Genomic DNA, 2,571 nt, shown 5'->3' with positions numbered 1-2,571 from the left:
CCGGCACCGTCCGGACCGAGGGACTGGACCACTACCAGATCGAACCCGAGCAGTGGCTGAAACTGAACCGCAACATCATGGGTCACATGGGCGACGTCAGCGACATTTCGGCTGCGATCATCTTTCTGAGTTCGTCGCTCGGCAAATTCGTCACCGGCGAGGAATGGTACATCGACGGCGGCGAGACGCTGCATCTGGCCCATGACGCACGCCAGATGATCGACATGGTGAAGTTCTCGAAACGCGAGTCGGCGGTTCCCAAATCGAAGTAACCGCTGAAGTAGCCTAGCAGTCTGCTGAAAAACCTTGAGATAGCGGGATTTTATATTCTCGCCGGTCTTTGTTGGGACGACGCGGCAGAGTTGGATGTGATTTTTTAGCCAGGCGTTGGGCTGCCCGGCACGGACGGCTAAGCGGCAAGTAGTTTGGGGATGCGGATCAGGTTGTAAGCGATCAGATTTAGCAGGAAGTCGGCGGCGACGCGAGCGATGCCACGATGCTTGGTCTTACGCATCGTGCCATGCTGTTTGCCCCATCCGAAGATGCACTCGACCATCGCCCGGCGTGATTGCGACATGCCGTACCCCGGATGCCGCGTGGTACGTTCGTCGATGGCGCTGATGCGGGTCTTGCCGGTTTTGGTAACGGCTTGGTTCTGCGTCACACGCGGCGTCACGCCGATGGCGCGAAGATTGGCGACATGATCGGCGGTATCGTACGCCTTGTCCTCACCGGCCGTGATGCGGCGACCTGCCGCCCTGCGTCTCGCCTTCAGCATAGCCTCCGAAGCCCCGCGTTCGGCGGTGCCATCGGCATGCGTGACCTTGCCGGCCACCGCCAGCCCATGACGGTTTTCCATGGTGGCGTGGCCCATATAGCAAAGCCTGGCCTCTCGTCCGGCCGCTTTGCGATAAAGCCTGCTGTCCGGGTCGCTGGTACTGGCATGGGTGTCGTTCTTGCGCTTCTGGCCATGGAAGTTGGCGCCGTCGTCGTCGCCGCTGCCGTCCTTGGGACGAAAGCTCTTCTGTGAAGCCCAGGCTTCGATCAGCGTTCCATCTACCGAGAAGTGCTCACTCGACAGCAGCGGCTTGACCCGCGGATGGTTCAGAAGCCGGCACATGAACTTCGTGAACACATCGCCGTTCTGCAGCCGCTCCCGGTTCTTGGTGAAGGTGGTCGGGTCCCAGACCGGATCGTCCGGCGACAGTCCCACGAACCAGCGGTACAAAAGATTGTTGTCCAGTTGCTCCATCAACTGGCGTTCCGAGCGGATGCCGTAGAACACCTGCAGCAGCAGGGCACTCAGCAATTGCTCCGGAGGGATCGAAGGGCGTCCCTCGCTGGCGTAGAGCTTCCCAAGGCTGCGGTTCAAATCACTCAAAACATCCCGGACAAGTTCCCGCACCTTCCGCAGCGGATGGTTCGCTCGCACACGCTTATCCGGCGCAATGTACGGAAACAGGCCGCCCTGATCCGTGAACCTGCCCCGCATGATCGTCTCCGCCGATTCGGGATGATAAGTGAATCATCAAGCCTTCGCCGTGGCGAGGGGGTTCTTCAGCAGACTGCTAGAGCGCGTAACCGACCCGCACGCCCTCGTCGACCGCCCGCATGGCGTCGAGTTCGGCGGCCTCCTTCGCGCCGCCGATGATGTGGACCTCAACGCCCGCCGACTGCAACGCATCGAACGGCCCGCGATTGGCTTCCTGCCCGGCGCAAAGCACGATGGTGTCGGCCTCGATCAGTTGCGGCTTGCCATCGACAAGGACGTGCAGTCCGCGATCATCGATCTTCTCATAGGTGACGCCGGCCATGATCTTGACGTCGCGCTTGGCGAGGCTGCTGCGCAAGATCCAGCCGGTGGAAACCCCGAGATTGACGCCCGGACGCGTGGTCTTTCGCTGCAGCATGGTGATCTCGCGCGGGCTCTGCCGCGGCGCCAGCGGATCGCCTTTCAAACCACCGGCCTCGACGAGGCTGGCGTCGATATTCCACTCGACCTGGAACTCTACCAAATCCAGCCGCCGCGCCTTCGGCGCTTCGCCGGGCTGCGAATGGCAGAGATACTCCGCAACATCGAAGCCAATGCCACCGGCGCCGATGATGACCACCCGACGCCCGGCCTTCTTCTTGCCGCTCAGGAGATCGCTGTACGAGACGACCTTTGGATGGTCGATGCCAGCAATGTCAGGCCTGCGCGGATGAACGCCGGACGCAACCACGACCGCGTCGAACGATTCCTTCTTGAGCTGATCGGCATCGGGTGCGGTGTTGAGACGCAGATCGACGCCGCCGTCGGATATCTTGCCGCTGTAGTAACGCAACATTTCGAACTCGACCTTGCCCGGCACGGCACGTGCCAGGTTGATCTGGCCGCCCACGCGATCGCTGGCCTCGAACAGCGTGACCTTGTGCCCGCGGCCGCTGGCTTCCGCTGCGGCGGCCAGCCCTGCCGCGCCGCCGCCGATCACCGCCACTTTGCGAGGCTTCGCCGCCGGCTCGTCGTCGAATTCGGTCTCACGGCATGCGCGCGGATTGACCAGGCACGTCGCGGTGCGGTTTGAAAAGATC

Annotated in this window: 3 protein-coding genes; 1 reads left to right on the top strand and 2 read right to left on the bottom strand. The window is 62.2% G+C overall.

Annotated elements, in window-relative coordinates; genetic code table 11:
• On the top strand, positions 1–272 hold a 272-nt coding region (locus JHD07_RS08185), incomplete at its 5' end, for an SDR family oxidoreductase (RefSeq protein WP_291620817.1).
• 137 nt (positions 273–409) lie between these two features.
• On the opposite strand, the gene JHD07_RS08180 is transcribed toward JHD07_RS08185, so the two are convergent.
• Together JHD07_RS08180 and JHD07_RS08175 are read right to left on the bottom strand one after the other, a co-directional pair.
• Complete coding sequence (locus tag JHD07_RS08180; RefSeq protein ID WP_024342821.1) at positions 410–1,492, bottom strand: IS5 family transposase; 1,083 nt, start codon at positions 1,490–1,492, stop codon at positions 410–412.
• A 76-nt stretch (positions 1,493–1,568) separates the two neighbouring features.
• A partial coding sequence (locus tag JHD07_RS08175) for an FAD/NAD(P)-binding oxidoreductase (RefSeq protein ID WP_291620814.1) occupies positions 1,569–2,571 on the bottom strand: 1,003 nt, incomplete at its 5' end.

The sequence above is a fragment of the Bradyrhizobium sp. genome, from assembly GCF_016462955.1.
In the GTDB taxonomy this organism is placed as follows: Bacteria; Pseudomonadota; Alphaproteobacteria; order Rhizobiales; family Xanthobacteraceae; genus Bradyrhizobium.
Note: the sequence above shows the minus strand (reverse complement) of the source record. Positions and strands in the feature narration are given on the sequence as shown.

Bases quoted from the DNA above. Each gene is read 5' to 3' on its own strand.
- JHD07_RS08180 (WP_024342821.1), bottom strand. From the start codon at position 1,492: ATGCGGGGCAGGTTCACGGATCAGGGCGGCCTGTTTCCGTACATTGCG.